Below are 6,549 nucleotides of genomic sequence, written 5' to 3'. Positions count from 1 at the left end.
CAAAGCAATTACACCTGAGGTGATTGCTTCTCTCACTTCTTACGACTTTATTCTTGAAGCTTTATTTAGCGCAGCTTCATAAAGAAATGGTATCAGTGCGTAGGCGTAGACCGTCGTAGACATCGCTGATTCGCTATGGACTTTATGCAAGCGATCGCCTTAATAAAGCTTCTGGGTTTATCCAAACCGTAAACAGAGTGTGAGACTTGAGGAGATATCAATTACTCAATTCTCTTGAGTAATCAACGGTGAATAGCCAGATTCATGAATGCTTTAAAAAAATCCGGCATAAATATATGAAGTTTTGTAACACAATGCGTAATTATAACTAGTCAAGTTGAATTCATAATTATCGGAGTTCACAAGAGCGTTAGAAACCTGATGCTTTCGTACCACTCTAGACTTTGTATTATTAATTCCTTTGTTGCCAAACAGTACTAATCAAACTCACGTTAATTTAGTACATCACAAGATAAGTTCACGCATTTACCAATCTGCAAAAAGAGCGAAAATTATGACTTCTCAAAATACACAACAACAAACAGATGATATTCAAAACGAATCTAGTGAAAGCCTGAATAACTCAAAAATTAGGGATTCTGAAACATTAAATGAGTCAACAAACAATGAGCAAAACGAGCTTATTGGAAGTCTGAGCAAGTCTGATTCTAGCGTTACACTTAAAAATGATGCTATATCAGAAGATAATTCCTTAAACCTGCAACTTAGCCTTGAATCAGATCCAATTTGTTGGATAGAGAATGGTCAGAAGAAGTGTTTGCCTCATTGAATTTTTATGTTGTGTTACTGCCGTTTATTGTTTGCAACCGTTCATCATTAGCAATCGGCAGTATTTCACTATTAAATTACACTAAAGAACTTTTTTGGGGTGCAAATTCTGTGATTTATCAAAGTCGAAGCAGTCAGTACTGGAACTTCGGGCTGGTGAGTGCTTTAGCAATTATTGGAACATTTGCCTTCTCTAAAAATTATGCCTCTGCCCAGATTAGAGAGGATAAAACTCTAGGATCTGAAAGTTCAGTTGTTACACGTCAGATCATTAATGGACAGCCTACTGACAAGATCGATGGTGGAGCAATTCGTGGTACGAACTTGTTCCATAGCTTTGAAGAGTTTTCGGTTCTCAATAAACAGGCAGCATACTTCAATAACCCCAAATCTATTGAGAATATTATTACTCGAGTAACAGGTAAGTCTGGTTCTAATATTGATGGCATCCTTAAAAGTAATGGCGAAGCAAACCTATTTTTGATTAATCCTAACGGGATTATTTTTGGTCCTAATGCTTCTTTACAAATTGGTGGTTCATTTGTAGCGAGTACGGCAAGTAGTCTGAACTTTGCTGATGGGACTAAATTTAGTGCCACAGATCCTCAACCCATACCTCTCCTAATAGTAAGTGTTCCCATTGGTTTACAATTTGGAGCAACTGCGGCTCCCATCAGCAATCAATCTCAAGCATCCAATCCAGATAAAACAACTAATATCTTAAAAAAACCCGTTGGCTTACAAGTACCTTTAGGTAAAACCTTAGCACTTGTAGGCGGTGATATAACCTTAGAGGGCGGAAATTTAACAGCAGCTTCAGGACGAATTGAACTAGGAAGTGTTAGTGGCAATAGTTTGGTTAGTCTAAAGTCAACAAACCAAGCCTGGAGTTTGGGATATGCAGATGTCCAGAATTTCCAGAATATTCGACTAATCCAGCAAACTGACGGTTCTGGAATTGCATCTCAGGTAGATGCTAGTGGTGAGAGTGGCGGTAATATCCAGGTACGGGGTAACTCTGTAGAAATAACTGGAGGAAATGTGTTACTAACTACTCAAAGCACAGGTAATAAAAACACGGGCAATGAAAATGTCGGTGACTTAACAATTACCTCCAGGAAATTAATCGTTAGCGATGGCGCCCAAGTATCTACTGCTACAACTGGTATACGGGATGGAGGAAAGTTGAGTGTAAGAGCCTCTGAGTCTGTGGAGGTTACTGGTAGCTTTTTCGTAGATAATGCTTACACACCTAGTCTATTATTTAGTTCAACCGGTGCTGCTGGAAAAGCAGGTGACATAGAGATTACCACTGGACGATTGCTTATCCACGATGGCGGACAAATAACAACAGACTCTACTGCATCAGGATCTGGAGGAAACTCACGACCAATAGCAGGTACAGGAAAAGGAGGAAATTTAACAGTTAAAGCATCCTCTGTAGAATTAATAGGAACTTCTGGAGGTTTGGCAACAACTGTCTTGTTGGCTTCTACTAGCACTTCTGCAGATGCAGGGACAGTTACAATTGATACAGAAGAATTGATAGTCCGAGACGGAGCTGCAATAACTGTGAACAGTCAATTTCTTCCAAACTATTTCAAGTACGCAGAGGATGTAACTAGCTCAGGAAAAGCAGGCGATCTAAATATAACTGCTCGCTCCATCCTGCTGGACAACCAAGGACAAATTACATCTGATAGTGACTCAGGACAGGGCGGTAATATTTCGCTACATCTGCGGGACTTATTACTGATGCGGCGCGAAAGTAAAATAACCACTAACGCCAAGGGTAATGGAGATGGTGGTAATATCACCATCAATGCACCAAATGGCTTCCTTGTCGCCAGCCCTTTAGGAAATAACGATATCACTGCCAACGGCTTCTCTGGCTCTGGTGGTAAAATCACAATCACCGCTAAGAACCTTTTTGGTTTTGTGCCTCGCACAGGTGCAGACGTAGAGAAGCTTGACCCAGAAGAAAAAGACCCGAATAATCTCCAAACAAATGACATCACGGCGTTTTCTCAGCAAAACCCTTCATTAAATGGCACAGTACAAATCAACTCACCAGATGCTGACCCCAGCAAAGGATTAGTAGAATTGCCTGTAAATCTGGTTGATGCTTCGCGGCAAATTGTTGCTAGTTGTAGTAGTGGTGGAAAAATAGCAAGAAATTCATTTATTACTACTGGACGTGGAGGACTAGTAGCCGATCCCACGGAGCCATTGATAGCTGATGATGCGGTGTTGGCAGATTGGATTACGCTTCCTCCAGAGAGTCATAATCGTGCTGGCGGTATTCAGAAAAGAGCCGTTGTTCAGGCGCAGCGACATACAGAACAAAAATCACAGAAAGTTAATTTTGTCAACGAACCTACTCAAATTGTAGAAGCCCAAGGCTGGGTAATCGATGCCAATGGGAACGTAGTTCTGGTTGCTCAAGTACCCACAGCGACGCCCCATAACTCCTCGCTCACCTCTAAATCTTGCGCTGCTCATTAAAAATTGAGATATGGCGATATTTTGTAACTTTGCAGTCAAGTGCAATGCCTACTTCCTAATTCGTCTCCTGAATTTGCAAACGAACAGTGTGTTCAGTCGCACCACTAAGTTGCAATTCCATAATTTCACCACCCAGAGGTTCCAAGCAAGTGAGAAGCGATCGCAAGTTGGGTGTACTTGCGCCAGTATCTACATATAATCGATCTGCTAAATTACCGATCCGTTTCCAAGTCATGTACAATTTAGCGATCGTTTGTTCAATTTGCGATGCTTGATTTACCAAATCAGCAGCAATGCTCAAACAGCCGACTCTTTGCGCTTCTTCTAAGGCTGTTTCAATATCAATATTCTCCTGCGTTAGCGCCTGAACTTGAGCCGCCCCTTTCAAATATTTCGCCAAGTTACGCGCTTCAGTAGTTACCTGTTTCAGGGTATCCACATCAGGATTGGCAGCTATTTCCTTTTGGATAAACTTTTGATGCGATTCTGGCAGTTTTTCCATTTCCTTCACCAGAGGGGCGATGTAGCGCGGGGGAAGGGTGTTATCTGCGGCTTTTTCTTTGACTGCTTCGGGTAATAAATCTGAGGACATGGCTGTCCATTCATCGCTGAGTTGACGCACTTCTCGCCTAGTGATGCGATCGCCTTTTTGGGCGGCTTCACTCACCATCTGTTGCACTTCTGGGACTGCTTTGGAGGTTTCAACAAATGCCCGTTTACTGAAGTTGTTCACAGAGCCGGGGTCAAGTTTACCATCTTCGATTAAAGTATCGGCACTATTCGCCAGTTGAATCCAGGAGTATGCTTGACTTTTACTGATTTCCCGCTCTTTTAGCCATCGAAGAAAACCAGTACCGCGGCCGTCACCACCCACTTTTTCTCTGTCGCGGATCGCCCGTAAAATTCGCCCCCGCCAGATTTCAGTTTGCAAATCAAAGCGATCGCATACCTGCCAAGCTATTTCTAGCTGCTGTTGAAAATCTGACTCTAGAATCTGTTCATCTTCTGGATCGGGCAGTTCAAAGCTGATATCGGCTGGCTGTAGTAAAGCAGCAGCAAGGTCGTTGATGGAGTCGGTATCTTGCACGATTGATGACTAACTAGTGGATGCGATCGGCTTATTATGCCACAATCTGTGGACTCATACTTAAGGGGGAGTAAGGTATTTTGAGTTACAACAAAGATAGTATGGTGCGATCGCACTCTTCGCTCATACTATCTTTAGTTTACTGCCAAGGCATCTGCCACACTTTAACTGTTTTGTCATAACCACCACTAACAATATTTTTACCATCTGGACTAAAAGCTACTGACTCTACATAAGATTCATGCCCAAAAAGAGCGATCATTGGTAGTCCAGTTTGCACATCCCATACTTTAATGGTTTTGTCGTCACTACCACTCACAAGGGTTAGACCATCAGGGCTAAAAGCCAAGGATGTCACTGCATTAGAGTGACCTTTAAAAGTACGTATCTGCCTATTATTTTGCCAATCCCAAAGTATGATGTTATTGTCTTCGCTACCACTAGCCAAAGTTTGACCATTTGGGCTAAAAGCTATAGCACGAACACACTTTTGATGTCCTTCTAGGGTATTAATTTCTTTGCCAGTTTGCACTTCCCATAATTTGATAGTTTTGTCGCAGCTTCCACTAGCGATAATATTATTATTTGGACTAAAACTCAAAGACTTAATATAGTCTGAGTGACCAGAGAAGCTACGAATTTGTTCTCCAGTTTCTATATTCCAAAATTTAATGGTTTTGTCATCACTTCCACTAGCTATGGTCTGTCCGTCTGGGCTAAAAGCAAGGGAACCAATCCAACTAGAATGCCCTGACATAGTAAGGATTTGTTCTCCTGTGCTGACATTCCAAAGTTCAATAGTTTTTTCAGCACCGGAACTAGCAATAGTTTGACCATCAGGGCTAAAAGTTACAGCAAAAACAAAAACTAAATTTCCAGACAGTGTGTTAATTTCTTGCCCTGTCTTTAAATTCCATAGTTTGATAGTTGAGTCTTCACTCCCACTAGCTAAAGTTGTTCCATCAGAACTGATAGCCACTGACCGAACCGCAGCAATGTTTCCTGAATGCCCTGTGAGATTATACATTAATAACGCCTTACTATAATCTGCACTGATGTAATCTTTATTTGCAGCTTCGTATTCTCCAAGTGTTTCGTGAGCGATCGCACGGATATCATAAGCTTCATAATACTTAGAATCTAGCTTAATAGCATTATTTAAATCCTCGATTGCTTTTTTTGGTTCGCCTAATTTTAAATTAGCAAGACCGCGTTTATAATAGGCATCTGCATAATAGGTATTAGCATCATCTGCATTATTATCAATAGCCTGAGTGAAGTCTTCAATAGCTTTTTCGTATTCGCCCAATTCAGCCCAAACAGAACCACGTTTTAGAAACGCAGCCGGATAATTATCAGCAGTTAACTTTAATGCTTCTGTTAAATCATTAATTGCTTGTTGATAATCTTTTTGCTCAATATAAATAATAGCTCTGCCTAAATAAGCATCATAAAAGTCAGGATTTAGTTTAACTGCTAGATTAAAATCATCAAGTGCTGCCTGATAATTACCAAGTTTGATGTAAACAGTACCTCGCCCTAGTAATGGTTCAACATATCTATCTTTGTCTTCGGCAAATTTGGGGCTAACATTCATTGCCATAGTATAATCTTTAATAGCTCTATCCTGATCTCCTAACTCAGAATATGCACGACCTCGGCTTACATGAGCTTCTGCAAACTTGCCATCTTTACTTAAAGCATCGCTGTAATGCTTAATAGCACCCTTATAATCTGCTTTTTCTTGTTGAGCCTTTTCAACCCCTAATTTATAACACTCTAAAGCAAGAGACACAAAGGAATCTTTTTTATCACCTATATTAATCTTAATTAAGTTAACCTCTTGAGCTTCAAAAAAGAAATCTACTCTGCCAATGAAAGATAGAGGAAAGAAAGTTGGTGTGAAAGTTGGTGCCAAAGTAGGAGCAATAGTCGGCGACAATGTTGCTCTTAAAATAGAAATATCTGGGATAAAAGAACTCCCTGTGGCAATAAAATTTGTAGCTTTTTCCAAAACTGCGAGTGTCTTATCTACCTGCAAGGACGATAGATATTTATTGATAGGAACTGCCTCAGCCACTCCTTGCCTTGTTATAGGTATAGTAGGTAAAATAATCTCTGTCATACTCAGAATAAATGCAAGTAAAATACAAAGTATAAGTTTAGCG

General features: G+C 40.6%; 4 protein-coding genes. 2 read left to right on the top strand and 2 right to left on the bottom strand.

The window, feature by feature from the left end:
• The first annotated feature begins 514 nt into the window (after positions 1–514).
• Both V7K45_RS07650 and V7K45_RS07645 read left to right on the top strand, forming a co-directional pair.
• Positions 515–790 (top strand): hypothetical protein, encoded by a 276-nt coding sequence (locus tag V7K45_RS07650; RefSeq protein ID WP_335001974.1) that lies wholly within the window; start codon positions 515–517, stop codon positions 788–790.
• The gene (locus V7K45_RS07645; RefSeq protein WP_335001972.1) at positions 748–3,294 is read left to right on the top strand and encodes a two-partner secretion domain-containing protein; all 2,547 of its coding nucleotides are present in this window, start codon (positions 748–750) and stop codon (positions 3,292–3,294) included. The genes V7K45_RS07650 and V7K45_RS07645 overlap by 43 nt, the downstream gene beginning before the upstream one ends.
• A gap of 55 nt (positions 3,295–3,349) precedes the next feature.
• Here the strand turns inward: V7K45_RS07645 and V7K45_RS07640 are convergent, their stop codons facing one another.
• Positions 3,350–4,381 (bottom strand): hypothetical protein, encoded by a 1,032-nt coding sequence (locus tag V7K45_RS07640; RefSeq protein WP_335001970.1) that lies wholly within the window; start codon positions 4,379–4,381, stop codon positions 3,350–3,352.
• Positions 4,382–4,520: 139 nt separating this feature from the next.
• On the bottom strand, positions 4,521–6,506 hold the full coding sequence (locus V7K45_RS07635; RefSeq protein WP_335001968.1) for a tetratricopeptide repeat protein: 1,986 nt from the start codon (positions 6,504–6,506) through the stop codon (positions 4,521–4,523).
• Positions 6,507–6,549 lie beyond the last annotated feature (43 nt).

The organism is Nostoc sp. (genome assembly GCF_036917375.1).
Lineage (GTDB): Bacteria > Cyanobacteriota > Cyanobacteriia > Cyanobacteriales > Nostocaceae > Nostoc.
Note: the sequence above shows the minus strand (reverse complement) of the source record. Positions and strands in the feature narration are given on the sequence as shown.